At 58.5% G+C, this 16,406-nt stretch carries 11 protein-coding genes; 9 read left to right on the top strand and 2 right to left on the bottom strand.

Annotation, left to right across the window (positions count from 1 at the left end):
* Positions 1 to 152 precede the first annotated feature (152 nt).
* Entirely contained in the window at positions 153 to 599 is a 447-nt protein-coding gene (locus ACSQ2A_RS22760) for a hypothetical protein (RefSeq protein ID WP_436074133.1), read from the bottom strand.
* Positions 600 to 642: 43 nt separating this feature from the next.
* Positions 643 to 1,014 (bottom strand): hypothetical protein, encoded by a 372-nt coding sequence (locus ACSQ2A_RS22755; protein ID WP_436074132.1) that lies wholly within the window; start codon positions 1,012 to 1,014, stop codon positions 643 to 645.
* A 63-nt stretch (positions 1,015 to 1,077) separates the two neighbouring features.
* Between ACSQ2A_RS22755 and ACSQ2A_RS22750 the strand changes: the two genes are divergently transcribed.
* From ACSQ2A_RS22750 to istB, 9 genes are all read left to right on the top strand, one after another.
* A complete protein-coding gene (locus ACSQ2A_RS22750) occupies positions 1,078 to 4,413 on the top strand; it encodes an error-prone DNA polymerase (RefSeq protein ID WP_436074131.1) in 3,336 nt (1,111 codons plus the stop codon).
* A complete protein-coding gene (locus ACSQ2A_RS22745) occupies positions 4,413 to 4,802 on the top strand; it encodes a hypothetical protein (protein ID WP_436074130.1) in 390 nt (129 codons plus the stop codon). The genes ACSQ2A_RS22750 and ACSQ2A_RS22745 overlap by 1 nt, the downstream gene beginning before the upstream one ends.
* Positions 4,803 to 4,858: 56 nt before the next feature.
* Positions 4,859 to 5,929 carry a DNA polymerase IV gene (gene dinB, locus ACSQ2A_RS22740; RefSeq protein ID WP_436074129.1) on the top strand — a complete coding sequence of 357 codons (1,071 nt, stop codon included), beginning with the start codon at positions 4,859 to 4,861 and terminating at the stop codon, positions 5,927 to 5,929.
* A 304-nt stretch (positions 5,930 to 6,233) separates the two neighbouring features.
* Positions 6,234 to 10,328: a hypothetical protein gene (locus tag ACSQ2A_RS22735; RefSeq protein ID WP_436074128.1), complete on the top strand. Its 4,095-nt coding sequence runs from the start codon at positions 6,234 to 6,236 to the stop codon at positions 10,326 to 10,328.
* 171 nt (positions 10,329 to 10,499) lie between these two features.
* The gene (locus ACSQ2A_RS22730) at positions 10,500 to 10,847 is read left to right on the top strand and encodes an NUDIX hydrolase (protein WP_436074127.1); all 348 of its coding nucleotides are present in this window, start codon (positions 10,500 to 10,502) and stop codon (positions 10,845 to 10,847) included.
* 414 nt (positions 10,848 to 11,261) lie between these two features.
* Positions 11,262 to 12,152 carry a hypothetical protein gene (locus ACSQ2A_RS22725; RefSeq protein ID WP_436074126.1) on the top strand — a complete coding sequence of 297 codons (891 nt, stop codon included), beginning with the start codon at positions 11,262 to 11,264 and terminating at the stop codon, positions 12,150 to 12,152.
* A gap of 269 nt (positions 12,153 to 12,421) precedes the next feature.
* Positions 12,422 to 13,432, top strand: a complete 1,011-nt coding sequence (locus ACSQ2A_RS22720) for a DUF4238 domain-containing protein (RefSeq protein ID WP_436074125.1) — start codon at positions 12,422 to 12,424, stop codon at positions 13,430 to 13,432.
* 613 nt (positions 13,433 to 14,045) lie between these two features.
* Positions 14,046 to 15,575 carry an IS21 family transposase gene (gene istA / locus ACSQ2A_RS22715; protein WP_436074124.1) on the top strand — a complete coding sequence of 510 codons (1,530 nt, stop codon included), beginning with the start codon at positions 14,046 to 14,048 and terminating at the stop codon, positions 15,573 to 15,575.
* Positions 15,565 to 16,377, top strand: coding sequence for an IS21-like element helper ATPase IstB (gene istB / locus ACSQ2A_RS22710; RefSeq protein ID WP_436074123.1), 813 nt, complete (start codon positions 15,565 to 15,567; stop codon positions 16,375 to 16,377). The genes istA and istB overlap by 11 nt, the downstream gene beginning before the upstream one ends.
* The last annotated feature ends 29 nt before the right edge of the window (positions 16,378 to 16,406 follow it).

The raw sequence follows: 16,406 nt of genomic DNA, 5'->3' as shown, positions 1-16,406 counted from the left end.
GATCGCGACTAGTTCATCCCGCCTAGCATCTGGTCAGAGTTGGAAGGCGGACGGACGAACCTCTCCTCGAGGCGCTGCGCGACCCAACGGAAGGCTTTGCTCCCCCAGGGCGGGGTCTTCTTTGACGGCTTTAACCGCTGCGCTTCGGTCGCTCAGCGGTTCCCATATGGGACCTCTCTTTCCCAATCCTCCTCCCCTTCTTCGCGACTGGCCGGCATCGACCAAAGCGCTTCGAAATTGGGTTGATAGAACACCTGATAAGTCGAGCGGAGATAGTCGATCAGTTCATAGGAGTGGGGCGGAGCCGTCCATTCCGGCACGGTCCGCATGTGGTCCCAGTGCGCCATTTCCGCGACCTTTGCGCCATACTCCTCCGCCGCCTCTTCGTTGTCCGCTCTGATGAATAATATGGGATCATTGCTCAGGCCGTGACGAAGTTCCCACCATCCCGAAAGCGTGATGCCGCGGTGCGGATCGTAGAAGGGGACGAGCACTAAACCATTGTATCGCCGCGCGTCGGCTTCGCTCGGCCAGCAACCGCGAAGATCGGCATGGTTGGGGTCACGATGCTTATGGATGAAGGTCCAGGGGCTGGTCATTGCCTATGTCTCGAGGTTGAGAATTTGCTATTCGATCGGCCGGTCAGTGGAATGGCTCGTTCGGCGGCTCAGCGTCGTAGAACGGTCCGAGATAGGGTGGCTGCGGTATTTCGGCCTCGCCGGCGAAGCGGATCGTGATTTCGATCTGCTCGAGCGTGGGCGTCTCCCGATCCCAATCGGCCACGCAAATCCAGTCACGAAGCTCGGCTAGCGCCGTCGCGATTTCAAAGGCGCGCGCCGCATTGGTTGGTAGGAGCAGGAGGGATGGATAGCTGCGGAGGGACACAGTGAAGAATTCCTCTTCGTCGCCTCCTACGTCATGGACCTCAAGGCCCGCATAGCTCCAGTGTCTATGAAGGTCGCCTTCCTCGGGTTCCACCTCTGTCCACAGGCTTCGGCTTGTGATCGCGTCCATCTTGACTCTCCCGTCCTTCTGGAATGAGAACATAAGAAGAACAAACTTCGCCGAGAGTCAACTATGCCTGTCCTGCAACAGCCGGCGGCAACGCCCTATGCCGAGCTTTTGGCGGCCACTAATTTCAGCTTTCTGCGGGGCGCCTCCCATCCGTTTGAGATGGTCGGGCAGGCTGCGGGGCTGGGGTTATCTGGCATTGGCATATGCGATCAGAATAGCCTGTCAGGCGTGGTGCGCGCGTTCGCGGCGGCGAGGGACCTTGCTCAAGACCATCCCGACTTTCGGCTGGTGGTTGGAACTCGCCTGGTCTTTTCCGACGATACGCCGGATATCGCGGTCTACCCGATCGACCGGGCGGCTTATGGCCGCCTGAGCGCGCTCCTTACCCTGGGCAATCGACGGGCGCCCAAGGGCGAGTGTCTTCTCGAGCTGCAGGATTTACTCGATCATTCAGAAGGTCAGGCGATGATCGTCATTCCCCGCCTAGGTAAGATAAGCGGCGACATCGCCAAGGCCGAAACATTGTCGCAGGTCGCACCGGCTCGGGTTTGGGTCGCTGCTACCTACCTTTTTAACGGCCACGACACCTCGCGGCTCAATCGCATTGCTGCCTTTTGCGCTGAGTATCGGCTGCCAATGCTGGCCAGCATGGACCCGCTTTACCACGTGCCGGCCCGTCAACCGATCCTGGATGTACTGACCTGCATACGCGAGCATGTTGCCATCGCAAATGCAGGGTTCCTGCTGTCGTCGAACGCCGAACGACATATCAAGCCACCGGACGAAATGGCCGGGCTGTTCCGGCAGCACCCGAATGCCCTGGAGGAGACCAACCGGTTTCTATCCCTGATCTCGTTCACCCTCTCCGAGCTCAAATATATCTATCCGGAGGAAACCGTTGGCAATGGCGAGACAGCCCAGCAAACGCTGGAGCGCTTGAGCTATGAAGGAGCGCGGTCGCGGTATCCTGATGGTGTGCCGGAGAAAGTTCAGAAAGGGCTGCTGCACGAACTCGCCCTGATCGCTGAGATGGGCTACGCGCCGTATTTTCTGACCGTGCAGGACATTGTTCGGTTTGCCCGTCAGGAGCGAGGCATCCTCTGCCAGGGTCGCGGCTCCGCGGCTAACTCCGCCGTCTGCTTTTGCCTAGGCATCACCGAAGTGGACCCCATGCTGGTCGATCTTCTCTTCGAGCGGTTCGTCTCAACGGAACGCGACGAACCGCCCGACATCGACGTCGACTTCGAGCACGAGCGGCGTGAAGAGGTGATGCAGTACATCTACCAGAAGTACGGCCGCCATCGCGCTGGCCTTACCGCCAACGTCATCACCTACCGGGCCAAAGGCGCCATTCGAGACGTCGGCAAGGTGTTTGGTCTGAGCGACGACACCATAAGCATGATCAGCGGGCTCAATTGGGGATGGGGCAGTATCGACATCCCCGAAGAGCGCATGCGCCAGATCGGGATCGATCCAAATGACGACGTCATCCGTATGGTGATGATTGTCGCCAATGAGCTGTACGGTTTTCCGCGGCACCTCGGCCAGCATGTCGGCGGGTTCGTCATCACCCGTGATCGTCTTGATCATCTGGTGCCGATATCGAACGCGGCCATGGAAGATCGCACCGTCATCGAGTGGAACAAGGATGACCTCGACGAACTCGGCATCCTGAAAGTCGACGTGCTCGCCCTGGGTATGCTGAGTTGCATCCGGCGGGCATTCAACCTGATGCGCCAGCACTATGGCCAGTCGCTCACCCTGGCGACCGTGCCGCAGGAAGACCCGCGGGTCTATCGCATGACCCATCGCGCCGACACCATTGGGGTCTTCCAGATCGAGAGCCGGGCCCAGATGTCGATGCTGCCGCGGCTAAAGCCGAGCGAATTCTATGATCTCGTCATCGAGGTCGCTATCGTCCGGCCTGGTCCTATCCAGGGCGACATGGTTCATCCCTACCTCAAACGCCGGCAGGGGCTGGAGCCTACGAGTTACCCGTCCCCAGAGCTCGAACATGTCTTGAAGAAAACCTATGGCGTGCCACTCTTCCAGGAGCAGGCAATGAAGATCGCCATTGTGGCCGCTGGCTTCACTCCAGGAGAGGCCGATCGGCTGCGGCGCGCCATGGCGACGTTCAAGAAAACCGGTGGCGTTGGCATCTTCAAGGACAAGTTCATCGGCGGCATGCTTGAGCGCGGCTATGACAAAGAGTTTGCCGAGGCGTGTTTCCGGCAGATCGAGGGTTTTGGGAGTTATGGCTTCCCGGAATCCCACGCCGCTAGTTTCGCTCTATTGGTCTATGTCTCGTGCTGGCTCAAATGCCACTACCCGGACGTGTTCGCGGCCGCCTTGCTCAATAGCCAGCCCATGGGGTTTTACGCGCCGGCGCAGATCATTAGCGACGCTCAGGCCCACGGCGTCGATGTCCGGCCGGTCGATATCAACTTGAGCGACCTTGAAGTCGTCATGGAGCGGACCAACCAAGCTGGCCTGACGCTTGCGCCCCGCCACGCTGAGATGGCCGACGACATCTGGGGCAACATGGCGGTCCGCCTCGGCTTCAACCTCGTCGGTGGTCTCCGGCTCGACCATGCCAATCTGATCGTTGCGCGCCGCCGCGGTGGATACGACAGCATCCGCGATCTCTGGTTGCGGACTGGCCTATCCTCAAAGAACCTGATCGCACTCGCCGAGGCAGATGCCTTCCAATCCTTGGGCGTGTCACGTCGGGACGCCCGGTGGATAATCCATGGCCTCGAAGGTCAGCATGGCGCAGAGCGGCTTCCACTGTTTCAAGGCGGGGAGCGCTCCCCTTCCTGGAAGGACGAAGAGATCGACCTGCCGCCGATGACGCTCGGCGAGGAGGTCATCCATGATTACAGGACACTCTCGATCTCGTTGAAGGCCCATCCCATGGCTTTCCTTCGCCAAAGGCTGGAACAACGTCGTGTCACCATCGCCGACGACCTTAGAACTGCTGCACCAGGAAAAACGGTGACAGTGGCTGGCTTGGTGTTGGTGCGCCAGCGGCCGGGCACCGCGAGCGGAGTGATCTTCGCGACGCTCGAAGACGAGACAGGCGTCGCAAATGTCATCATCTGGCCAAAAGTCTTCGAGGCCAACCGACGCGTTGTGCTGGGCGCAAGGGTCCTCGGCGTCCGCGGCATGCTTCAGCGCGAGGGGATCGTCATCCACGTCATCGCCAAGGAATTCTTTGACTTGACCGGGGACATTGCCGCGATCGCCGGTGGCATCGATATCGGCGAGCGCACCATCGCACGAGCCGACGAAGTCAAATCCGGAGGGCCTAAGGGGCGCAATCGAGAACAAGAACAGTATGAGAGGGATGTGGAGCTTCGTTTGCGCGAAGCCTTGCCGAAGGGCAGGAATTTTCACTGATGACCCTGCGAGAAATACGCACTCTCTGGGATTTTCAGGAAACCCATCGCGCGATCCATGCCTATTGCTCACACCACTGGGTCTGCAGCCACGATGCGCAACTTGTCCTCGACGTCCTTGCAGCACACGTCGGATGGCAGTTCGACTTTTATGCTGGACGCGACCATCTTGCCGGTAGGCTCAGATGCTCGATCTGTGGCTGGTATTATCCGAGTTTTGCCCTCGGCCACGCCGGCAAGCGACCCGAATTCTCGGGAACCCACGGTGCCGGAACAGTGCCTGTTCCACCGGACGAGCTCATCATCCTGCAACGAGCCAGAGAGGCGAACATCGCCGGCGAGGTGCCATGGGTCGGAAAGCGCAAAGGCGGCAGAAAATTCGGGCGATGATTACTGACACGCTGTGGCGAGAGCCTAGTACATTTTGGGATCATGAGGGCTAGGTCATGACCATCAGAAAGATCATCCACATCGACATGGACGCGTTCTACGCAAGCGTTGAGCAGAGGGACAATCCCGAGCTCCGTGGCAGACCGGTTGCTGTGGGCTACGGTGCAAAGCGCGGCGTGGTGGCCGCGGCAAGCTACGAGGCTCGAGCATTTGGCGTGTATTCGGCGATGCCGTCGGTGACTGCCATGCGGAAGTGCTCCGAACTGGTATTTGTCCCGCCGAGGTTTGAAGTCTATCGCTCCGTGTCAGCTCAGATCCGGGAGATATTCGCTGAGCATACCGACTTGGTAGAGCCCCTCTCACTGGACGAGGCCTATTTGGACGTCACCCAAAACAAACAGGGTATCCCTATCGCGACCGATATCGCCAACGCCACTCGGGCCAGGATCAAAGAGGCGACTGGGCTGAACTCGTCGGCGGGAATTTCCTACAACAAGTTCCTCTCAAAAATGGCCAGCGGCTATCGCAAGCCCAACAACTACTTCGTTATCCCACCAGGCAAAGGCGAAAGCTTTGTCGCGACGCTGCCGATCGAGAAATTCCATGGAGTTGGCCCTGCGACAGCCGGCAAGATGCATAAGCTCGGGATCCAGACCGGCGCAGACCTTGCCCGCCTTTCCATGGAGGAAATGATCGCTCGCTTCGGCAATTCTGCAGACTATTGGTTCAAGCTCGCCCGCGGAATCGATGGTCGTCAGGTGAACCCAGATCGCGAGCGTAAATCGATTGGTGCCGAAGACACGTTTGCCGACGACATTTCCACCATCGACGAAGCCCGCACGATGATGACGCCGTTGGTCGATAAGGTTTGGAATGCCTGCGAAAAACGAGGCATCGCTGGGCGCACTGCAACGCTGAAGGTCAAGTTCGCCGATTTCGAGCAGATTTCGAGATCGAAGAGTCAAACTGGACCGTTTAGGACGAGAACGGGATTGGCGCAGTTGGTGGACGCTTTGCTCTTGCAGGAGTTTCCGCCACGAGCACCGGTCCGATTGCTCGGCGTGACGGTCTCGAATTTTGTCTCCATCGATGAGGGCGTTGCGGACCAGATTGAAATGGCGGTGTAGGGGCCGCTTGCTGCCTGTCCGCTTCTGGCCATGGCCCTAAAAAAGCAGCCAGTCGACATTCGTGGTCCAACGGCCCATTTGGGGTCGATGGCGACCCGTCAACTCTTGGTTGCTCAGAATGCTTTGGCGAACGCCGCATAGAATGATTGATAAAATGACGGGAGCCGCCGTGCTTACCACGGCGGCTTTTTCACGTGCGGTTGGGGGCCACAATGGTCCATGCTTCTCCGCGCCACCATCGTCCGCAAGGCCGCCGGTTCGCGAAGCTAACGCGGACCAAGGGAGTGCCGGGGCGCGTAAGGTGATGGTGGATCAATTGTGGGCCGAAGTAGAGTTGACAGCAGAATCTGGCTACGCTGTTCCGATGACTGACCTTTACATCCAACGCCGACTGAAGGTCGGCGACAACTACCTCTCTGAGGCCGAGGTATTGGTGCTGGGACCGGTGCTGGTGGTGCTGGCCGAGCCGGGTGCCGGAAAGTCCGATCTCCTGAAGGAATTTGGACGCCTTATCGGGATATCGCCGGTTAGGGCAAGCCGCTTTCGCCACCAGACTAAAGTCCAGCCCGATAGCGCGCTTATCATTGATGCGGTGGACGAGGCCGCAAAGATAGACCAGGCAGCGGTTGATGAAATCATCGTAAAGGCACATGAGAACTCGAACGGACGAGTCATTTTCGCGAGCCGGTCGAGCGAATGGCAGGAAGCCAGAACAGGGTGGATTAAGGAGTGCTTTGGTTCTGATCCCGTCATCGTTCAAATCGAACAATTGCAGCCCGCTGAACAGAAGACGCTATTCGACTCTCACCTCCCGGGCGAAGATTTCGACGCCTTCTCGGCGGAGACCGCGCGCTTTGAACTCACCCCGCTACTAGGGAATCCGCAGTTCTTGCTTCTGTTCGCGAATGCGTATGTCCAAAGCGGTCGCCACTTCACATCCAAGGCGCAAATCTTCCGGGATGCGGTTGAACGTCTAGCGATAGAAGCCGGAAATGTGGTGTCCGGAACTCCCCGTCCGCCAACCCATGAGATCGTCGCTGCTGCTTCTGAAGCTATGGCTAAAATACTCCTGGCGGGTGGGTCCGGCGTTTCCACAAAGGAGCATATTGCCGATCTCGACTATCCTTATTTGGCTGGGCTTGTTGCGTCTGCCCCCGCCAATGCTCTCAGGGCATTGGACACGCGCCTCTTCCGCCCCGCAGTGGAACCAGACCGCCACGAACCTGTCCACCGGATCGTGGCGGAATATTGCGCAGCCCAATTTCTGGTCCGGAGGATTTCGGACCATGCGCGCCCCTTGTCTTTACGGCGCGTTCTGGCAGTCATTGCCCCAAACGGCGCGGTCCGGGACGAACTGAGGGGATTGCTAGGTTGGATCGCATCGGCAGGAACCGAGCGAATCCAGCGCGCTGCGATCGAGCTGGACGCCTATGCAGTGCTTGCGAACGGCGATCCATCTCAGCTTACTGTCGGATCGAAAAGACTGCTCCTTCAGAAGCTCGAGACGATTGCCAACACCAATCCCGGATTCCGCCGTAGCGACTTTTGGCGACGATTCAGTGTCGGCGGATTCTTTACCGACGACCTTACAGACGATCTGCGCCGCATGCTGGCCACGACGCCTCTGAACTCCCCACTCATCGACCTCTTGCTGGAGCTGCTTGTCAATTCAGGCGGCCCCGTCTCACTCGCGGATGATGTTCGCAACATCTTGTTCAACACTAATGCCGACCGTACGGCTCGAATGTGGGCTGCCCGGGCAATTCGGCGCCTTACAGGTACGACGGCGGCTGCGGATCTGGATCGTCTCATACAGGAGGGCTCCGCCGCATCGTTGCGCGTCGCTATCGACATGATTTCGGAAGCTGGCGTGGAAGAGACGAGCGATGACTCGATCACCGCCCTGTTGCGCTCGTTCGGAAACGCGTACCCGAAAGGTCGGAAATTGCGTGACGAAGATAGCTACATGGCGTCGTACTATCTCGTTGATCTGATCAAGCATCTCTCGGCCGAAACGATCGCACGCAACCTTGATGATCTCACGGAAGGCCTCACCTGCACTTGCAAGCGCGCCTATTACGAATGCGAATGCCGTCACGGCGTAAGCAAGGTTGCCGGTCACCTGCTCGACAGGTACTTCGAGGTGAACACGGGGCCCTACGACCCAGACAGGATTTGGCGATGGCTGTCCCCGTTGTGGTTCAAGGGCCGCGGCAATCGCGAAGAAAGCCCGGCAATCAAGGTACTGACGGAGAATTCGGAGCTCCGGCATGAGTTGCACAAACGCGCTTTAGACGGCGTGAGTGACGACAAGGCCGCGTGGGAGAAGCGTTGGCAGATCGGCGACGGCCACCATCACTCCGGGCTATCCTTCTATGCTGGCGATGACCAGCGCATGGCCGTCCACGCATTCGAAACAGACAATGCGGGACTGTGGTCGGCCTTCTGGTCCCGGCCCGTTGACGATGAGGAAAGGCGCGGACCTGATCCCCTGCGGCGGTTGCTACGACAGCAGTCCCGCGAAAAGTCGGCTTTTTCTCGCACCTGGGCCGCAGCCGAGCGTAGCTACCGTACCGTACGTGAGAAGGAGCAACGCAACTGGCAAAGGAGGCAGCGGCGCTGGCAAAAACGTGAGGCCCAGCAGTCGGACCGTGACAGGGCCCATCTGCTCGCAAACAGGGCCCAAATCGAGGGCGGCAACCATTGGGGTTGGGCGAAGCTCTTCGCGAAATTCTACCTTCATGATCGCGGTCGGTTGTCGGACTACACGGACGACATGTCGCTGGTGGAGAACGCGCTCCGCAACGCGCTTCCGATGATCAAAGATCATATGCCGACGCTTGAGCAACTCGCGGGAAACAGACATTGGACTACACCGGAAGTGGCGTATGCGTCTTGTTGGCTGCAGTTCGTGGACACCGGCACACTCGAACATATTGATCGGTTGTTCCTGTTACCGGTGAAGGTAGAAGCTTCGAAGTATGACTGGATGGAGCAGGACCGCTACGACGCATTTCAGCGCGAGCTCGACCGGATTCTATTCGACCAGCCAGGAAGCGCTGAAGCGTTTGCACGAACCTACATTGAGCCCGGCCTTTCGGGGCCGCGGGAGGGCCATGCGAACGTTTGGTGGTTAGGAAGCAAGGAGATGCTGGCACCCTTGCGATCCAAGCTGTCCATGGAATGGCTGCATGGCTACCCTGACATGCCGGTGCACGCCCAGGAAGAGCTTTTCAATATCGCAGCGGCGACCGCAGACCGGCCCGCCCTGCTCGCCCTTATCCACGAGCGCGTGCAGGGTCTGGAGCGGCCTCCGGTCGGGGAGAGTATCGAAGAGACGGAGAACCGGAATGAACGGCTGAAGTTTTGGAAGCTCCGGCGGTTCTTCTTTGAGGGGCCCGAGGCCGACGGTTGGGACGGTCTGCGGGACGATCCCGATCTCATTTTTGCCCTGGATTACAGGGCGGGCGGGTTTGCCGACCGCTTGGAGGGATGGCCGGGCCTGTCCGCGGACAAGGTCTTCAAAATCATGGACGCTTTCGTTGAAGCGTGGCCGTCCGTGTTCTTGCCGAGCAGCTACGGCTCGGGCGATCCTCCAGCCGAGCAGGCGTTTCGGTTTCTCACACACATAGTTTGGCGCATCGGGCAGGACTCACCAGGTAGAGCGCTTCCGGTGCTGGACCACATGCTCGCCGATCCACGTTTCCAGGATTTCTCCGAGGCGCTACTGACATTGCGCGCAGAGTCGGCCAAGAAGTTGGCACTTGCCGACTTCAGCGCACCTTCACCGGCTGAAGTCGTGTCATTGCTCGATGCGGGCGGGCCTGCCACCGTCGAAGATCTTCGCGCTCTAGTCGTTGAAGAGCTCGAATGGCTACAGGACTGGCTGCGCACGGCCGAAACCGACCCGCTTGCGACCTACTATCAGGACGGTGCCCATGTAGACGAAAACACGGGCCGTAACCGTGTGGTCGACAGTCTCAGATGGCGCATGACCTCTCTCAACCTGCCGGTGGTCATCGAACACCATATGGCGGATAGCAATCGCTGCGACTTCACGGTGTCGGCGATGATCGGAGGTCGCCGGCGACTGCTGGTGGTCGAGGTCAAGGGGCAGTGGCATCCAGAGGTTTACACTGCTGCTGCGGCTCAACTAAGCCAGCGCTATTCCAGTCACCAGGAGGCCGAGCAGCAAGGCATCTATCTCGTTTTCTGGTTCGGACCGGCCACGAAGGTCGCCGACCGGTTGCGCCACGGCGTGACAACTGCCGTTGAGCTTCAGGAAAAGATTCGTGGCGAGATGCCCGAAGAACTGCGCGGGCTCGTCGATGTAGTTGTTCTGGATGTCCGTTGGTCCGGCGCCGTTAAGGCCAAGGCGACAAGTCGCAAGGCCAGGTAGCAGGATCATTGGCCAATCACGAACTGAAGCCCGCTATGCGGGCATTGGGCCGGGCACCCCCGACAAACCCCGCCCTCCTAGGCCCTTGCGCCATCGAACGCGTGCCAACCCCTTGTCGATATCGGCATTAATCTGATCGAGGGACACCGCGGCCTTGGAGCCGAGCTCGTTATGGAGCTTCCGGCTGGTGCAATCGACGTCGGCGAACAGCCCGTTGCAGCGGCGCATCGCGAACTCATGGAGGAAACCGGCCTCATCGCCGGCAGGCTTTACCTGATTTATGAGTTTGTCGAGTATCCCGGCCTGTCCGATGCAAGGACGTATGTCTATGTCGCCACGCAACTGACAGTGGGAAAACAGGATTTGCAGGCAACCGAAGACTGGGTGCCGATCCTGCTTCCATTTGGACAAATCGGAGCGCTCGCAGCCAGCAACAAGATTGTAGATGGGCAAACTCTAGCGGCACTTTTTGTTCTGTCGCCATTGTGGTTAGGCATGCGACACGCAGAAATTCCTTAGATTTTCCCATGGCGACATTTTTGGCGTGGCAACCAAGGCCGCACGTCCGCTACCCCCGTCGGCGTCGGTCTTCAGCCGACCCCATTGAGGTCATTCATAGCTACAAAGCCGTTCCCAATAGCGGACACTGGACACTTGCTGTTTGCCCGAGTTAGTGCCAGCGTATTGCAGTGGAGGGTATCATAGGTACGAACGGTCTGGCGGCCTAAACCTGACCATGGCGTGTCTTTGCCCATTGTGCTGGGATACCTGCAATTGTCGGCCGGCATGCCATGATCGATGAGGTCTTTGACTTTTCGAGCAACTTCTGCTGCCAACATGCCCGAGCAATGTGCGGAAATCGAAGGTTGGTCTATCGCCAATTGCGTGAACGCCTGGCAGAAGTGCTCTCAAGCGCTATCTTGGAAACCATAGATGCCCACCATTTCGTCCTCTCAAGTTCCCCCACCAAAGTCCTGGGAGGAGTTCGAAGACATCTGCCTTTCGGCATCGAAGCATCGATGGGATTCCTCGAAGTTTTTCGGCAACGGGCGCAAAGGCCAAGCACAGGATGGGGTCGACATATGGGGGCATGATGGCACGGGCGAGCATATTGGGGTGCAGTGCAAGAATACGCTGGCTGGCGTCTCATTGAAGGTGGTGAAAGACGAAATCGCCAATGCCGAGGGCTTCAAGCCCAAGCTCGACCACCTCTACATTTCCACCACCGCGCCACGTGACGCCAGTCTGCAGAGAGATGTTCGTCTGATCTCGATTGCCCGCAAGGCTGCTGGGAATTTTCAGGTCGACATATTGTTCTGGGACGACGTCGTGGGAGACCTCGCGCTCGAGGACTCCGTGTTCTTTAAGCACTATCCGCAGTTCAAGCGCGGTGTCGATCCGAGCAAGGCACACGACCAGAAACTGTACGAAGAGTATCTACAACTAATGCGGTCGGACGGAGTCATCGGGTTCATCGACCAATGGAACATGGCTGGGTTTTCGTTTCCCTCAGCGAGGTTAGATCCACTTCGGGAATTTGTCGCAAACTGGAACGCGCCGGAGCGCGAGTTCAGTTCGCCGCAGATTGACGCAGTGCGGTTGGAATTATGGACGAAGGCCCGGGACTACGTGGTCGAGATCAATCGGAGCACGTTTTCTGCCAACGGACCAGGTTGGATCACGGTGCCGCCCGAATGGGAGGACAAGTTCCCGGACAGGTTCAAACGCGTGGTCAAAGAGCTGCACGGCATGGCCGGCGAGATCGTCGAGATTCATGGTCGTTTGGTCCGAACCGCAAAGGCAGTTCTTTTGACGACGAACTGATGTAGTGTCGTTCGGCGCGGGGCTCTCGTTTGCACAAACATTATTCATTCCCGAGCGTAGGGAAGCACACAGGTGCTCGTCTGAGAACGCCCCCCATTCGGTCCTTGCCCCTCAAATCGTGGGGCCGAAAAGCGGACCTCAATGTTTCGCCGAAACGTCTGCACATTCACGATAGCGGTGGGTACTAAATCTCGTTAGCCTGCGCTTGAGGCCTGGGTCAGGGACGATGGCGATCTTGATTCTAGGGTGTGCCGTCGACTGGGTTTCCTATGGATCGAAAGACGAACGGACCACCGCCGAATCCGCCGAAGAAGCATCACTATATCCCCGCCTTTTACCTGTCGCGTTGGGCGATCGGCCCGGATAGCCGTCTGTGCCAGTATAGCAAACCGCATGAGGTGGTGGTTGCCAACCGCCGCCACCCTGAGGCCACGGGTTTCGTAGAAAAGCTGTACCAACTTCACGATATGTCCGATGACGTATCCCAAATCATCGAAGATAAATTCTTCAAACCAGTCGATACCTCCGCTGCCGACGCTTTGGTCCTAATGGAAACCGATGGCAATAAGGCCAAGTGGGACTCGCGACGACGATCGGCTTGGTCCACGTTTCTCCATTCGCTTCTTCTCCGTGCTCCGGAAGACATCTCGGATTTTAAGGAGGCATGGCGCGACCTTATGCACACTGACTACTCGGGCGAGTGGGAAGCGCGATATCAAGAGATAAGAAAGCCAAGCCAGCCCGCTACGTTCGCTGAATACATGGCCGCCGTCCCCCAGGCCAACTTGGATAACAAGGCTCTAGAGGCGCTGACCCACATCATCAACTCCCAACGGGTTGGCAAAAGAATGAATGCGATGGTTTGGCATGTCATCGACACCTCGGCATCCGATCATCTTCTGCTAACGTCGGACCGACCGACCATCCGTACTAACGGGATGATGATCGATGGAGGTCATATCGCAATGCCGATCGGACCAAGAACACTCTTTGTAGCGGCACGCGATCATGCAGCCCTCTATGGTGTTCTCGGTGTGGGCGTGAAGGAGTTGGTGCGGGAAACGAACCGCCAAGTTTGCAACCATGCGATTAAGTACGTCTATGGGATCGACGACAGCCAGATTGAATACGTAAGAAAGCACTTCGGAACTAAGCCGCAGCCGAGGTTGCTTCAGTCAACGACGAGGGACAGGCAAGCGATCGCGAAGGAGATGCGGCCAACCGCGTTCAGAATTCGAGATGGTGAGCGTCGCCGATTGGGAAACGAACGATCTAGGTGACGGAAGCGGCGGTCCATTGCGACCTCGAGCTCGCCATCGCCGAGTCCATTTGTCCAACTAAGTTAATCAAAGCGGCCGGTCCGCAAGCCACCCCATCCTAGCCGTTGCCGCGACGTGAGTGGACGGTCCGGTTCTAGGAATTCCAAACGGCCGCTTGGATGGCCGGAATGGGGCGCGTCCCTGCCGCCGATCAACGCAGGAGAACACCGTCAATGAACAAATTGCGAGATATTCTGGTCCAACTTGGCTTCATTCGAACACTGGACTTGGGGTTCGCTTTTAAGAAATCAGCTACTTCATCCAATGAGCTCAGGCGCACGGGATCAACGTCCGACCCAAATTTGTGACAAGTGTAGCGGCCATCAGACGCCGGAGCCGCGGATGCAACAGCTGAGCCGCGAACAATTCGCTCGATGCGTGCGACAGGCAAAGGCCACCTCCAATAGTCAACTGCGGTTCCCTTGATGGCAGCTTTTGGATTGTCGCTCAACTCGAACAAACTGTTGATTGCCACTGAGAAGTGACCCGTTAGGCGGGACTATTTCCATCGAGATTTGACCCATGTTCCAACCGTGCCCTGGCTGTTTTCAGCGGGGGCTATGGAGTGATCGACATGGCGTTACTGAGCGTTATCCGACGCTGGCATTTTCGAGAGCATCTATCGATCCGGGAGATCGGCCGCAGGACTGGCCTGTCCCGGAACACCATCCGCAAATATCTTCGATCTGACGGCGTGGAGCCGCAGTTCAAGGTCCCCGACAGACCGAGCAAACTGGATCCTTTCGCGGATCGGCTGGCGGCATGGTTGAAGACGGAAGCCAATAGACCGCGCAAGCAAAAGCAAACCCTCAAACAGCTTCACGCCAATCTGGTGAGCCTGGGGTTCGAGGGGTCCTACAATCGAGTGGCAGCCTTTGCCCGAGAGTGGCGAGCAGACCGGCAGCGCGAGCTGCAGACCTCAGGACGCGGGACCTTCGTGCCCTTGAGTTTTGCCCCTGGCGAAGCTTTCCAGTTCGATTGGTCCGAAGACTGGGCCATCATCGGCAGTGAGCGCACCAAGCTGCAGGTGGCGCACACCAAGCTCAGTTATAGCCGAGCCTTCATCGTCCGGGCCTATCTGCTACAAACCCACGAGATGCTGTTCGATGCACACACCCACGCCTTCCGGGTATTTGGCGGCATTCCGCAGCGCGGCATCTATGACAATATGCGGACCGCCATCGACAGGGTCGGCCGCGGCAAGGAGCGGGACGTCAATGCCCGGTTCCTGGCCATGGCCAGCCACTATCTGTTCGAGCCAGAGTTCTGTAATCCCGCTTCAGGCTGGGAGAAGGGCCAGGTCGAGAAGAACGTTCAGGACGCTCGCCACCGGCTCTGGCAGCCTATCCCCCGCTTTCCAACGCTGGATGCGCTCAACGACTGGCTGGAAAGCCGATGCCGAGAGCTTTGGTCCCAGACCGCTCACGGTAGAATGGGCGGCACTATCGCCGATCTCTGGGCTGAGGAAGCGCCTAGCCTGATGCCGGCCTCGCGACCGTTCGATGGCTTTGTCGAATATACCAAGCGGGTCACGCCAACCTGCCTCGTGCATCTGGACCGCAATCGCTACAGCGTGCCGGCCTCGTTTGCCAATCGACCGGTCAGTCTCAGGGTCTATCCCGATCGGATCGTGGTCGTGGCCGAGGGCATGGTCATCTGCGAGCATCATCGCATCATCGATCGCTCCCATGATCAGCCCGGCCGAACAGTCTATGATTGGCGCCACTATCTCGCTGTGGTGCAGCGCAAACCCGGCGCCCTACGCAATGGCGCACCCTTTGCCGAACTGCCCGATGCCTTCAGAACGCTGCAGCAGCACCTACTCAAGAAGCCTGGCGGTGATCGCGAGATGGTCGAGATCCTGGCGCTGGTGCTGCAGCACGACGAAAATGCCGTGCTCGTGGCCGTCGAGATGGCGCTGACGGCGGGCGTGCCCACCAAGACCCACGTGTTGAACCTGCTGCACCGCCTGGTTGACGGCAAAGCCATTACACCGCCGACGATCAATGCACCCCAGGCTCTGATGCTGACCAAGGAGCCAAAGGCCAATGTCGAGCGCTATGACGCCCTGCGCAAAGCAGCGGAGACCCGTCATGCGTCATAACCCCGCCGCCGGCGCCGTTATCATCATGCTCAAAAGCCTCAAGATGCATGGCATGGCCCAGGCCGTGGGCGAGTTGACCGAGCAAGGTGCTCCCGCCTTCGAAGCCGCCATCCCGATCCTGTCGCAACTGCTCAAGGCCGAGACGGCAGAGCGTGAGGTTCGATCGACCGCTTACCAGCTGAAGACCGCCCGCTTCCCGGCGTACCGCGACCTCAATGGCTTCGACTTCTCCAGCAGCGAGATCAACGAGGCACTGGTGCGCCAGCTCCATCGCTGCGACTTCATCGAACAAGCCAACAATATCGTTCTGGTTGGCGGTCCAGGAACCGGCAAGACCCACATTGCCACGGCCATCGGTGTGCAGGCGATCGAACACCATCAAAAGCGCGTCCGCTTCTTCTCGACCGTCGAATTGGTCAACGCGCTCGAGCAGGAGAAAATGCAAGGACGAGCTGGTCAGATTGCCGGTCGGCTTGCCCACGCCGATCTCGTCATTCTCGATGAGCTGGGATATCTGCCGTTCAGTGCTTCAGGTGGCGCCTTGCTCTTCCACCTGCTCAGCAGGCTCTACGAGCACACCAGCGTGATCATCACCACCAATCTCAGCTTCAGCGAATGGGCCAGCGTCTTCGGGGATGCCAAGATGACCACGGCCTTGCTCGACCGCCTTACCCATCACTGCCACATCCTGGAGACCGGAAACGACAGCTTCCGCTTCAAGAACAGCTCAGCCCATCCGCCATCAAAACCAAAGGAGAAACCTAGACCCTTGACCGCAGCAACCGACCCGAAACAAAACTAACAGGCGGGTCACTTCTCAATGGAAAACCA

The sequence above is a fragment of the Devosia sp. LjRoot3 genome (assembly GCF_964252865.1).
In the GTDB taxonomy this organism is placed as follows: Bacteria; Pseudomonadota; Alphaproteobacteria; order Rhizobiales; family Devosiaceae; genus Devosia.
This window is presented reverse-complemented; position numbering and strand designations above follow the sequence as displayed.